The 1,086-nt window shown below is 57.9% G+C and carries 1 protein-coding gene; it reads right to left on the bottom strand.

The annotated features are described in order from the left end of the window. Positions 1-436 (bottom strand): hypothetical protein (locus Q7T84_RS08050; RefSeq protein ID WP_304807551.1); only part of this gene is annotated, 436 nt, incomplete at its 3' end. Positions 437-1,086 lie beyond the last annotated feature (650 nt).

The following is a 1,086-nucleotide window of genomic DNA, read 5'->3' on the forward strand; positions in this document are numbered from 1 at the left end:
AGCTGCAGGCCGCGTCACCGAGGTTCGGCGTTGCCGAGAACAGGGCCAATCCGTTCACCAGGAGATTGAAGGTGGAGTCGTAGCCGCCCTTTCCCGTTACGGATTCCAGATTGAACGTGACCTCGTTCCAGGCCTTGGCGAAGTTGACCGTGAGATTTTCAATCAACGGATCACCGACGACCGTCGCTTCGCCAGAGCCATTGACCGAGAGTTGGCCGGTGGTCGTGCTGTAGGTGACAGCCGAGCCGTCCTGGTTGACGTAGGCGTTGACGCTAGATCCCGTCTGGCTTGAGTTCGAGTGTACGCCGGTCTGGGTCCCGAACGAGCCATTCTCCAATTTGTAGCCGTCCACGAGGACGGAAGCGGCGTTGGCGCTTCCAACTGAGAGTGCGGCAAGTGCGACGCCGGCAAGAACGCCGTTAAGCAACCTATGCATCTGTACCTCCCCATGGGCCGGGGGCGGCCCGCCGAGTTAACGATAAAATAACCCTGTTACCCAATCTCGGCGCAATGCAATCGGCCACAACCATAGGGGTTTTGGGCACAGAAAGCGGCCAAGTAGCGGTTGCAAGTATAGGCTTGCGCGACAACCAATCTTCGCAACTGATAGCTATTCTCAAAATGCCAAGCTCGGCCAAACAGTCGGGCTTTTGTCCTGCTACTGTGACGGGACGGGCTGGCAGTGGGATTGGGAACAATCCGAGGATAGTGTTCGTTGAGGCTTTGCTAGCGTAAAATGCTGGTGCTTCCGTCCCCAAAGGCCCCGTCCTAGACGCCATCCTGGGCGGGGCCGCCGGCATACTTCGCTGATGCTCGCCTGCCGCTCGGAAGTAGCTTGGCCGGCCGCATGAGTTGGGAAAACTTTCCTAAGCCATTGAAACAATTGAAAGCCAATCGACGCCAATTGGATCATAACCTCTTGAAAGTTATAGCTTAGGCCTAGCTTCCCAAGCTGAATGTCGTGGGTTCGAATCCCATCGCCCGCTCCAAGCATGTCATCACCTTGGCCTGGCACCCTGGACCGGTTCTCCGCTCCGGCCCGCCGCAATCGAACAGTACCGGCCGACGGACGCCGCCGAACTCAGA

The sequence above is a fragment of the Phenylobacterium sp. genome, from assembly GCF_030654915.1.
In the GTDB taxonomy this organism is placed as follows: Bacteria; Pseudomonadota; Alphaproteobacteria; order Caulobacterales; family Caulobacteraceae; genus Phenylobacterium.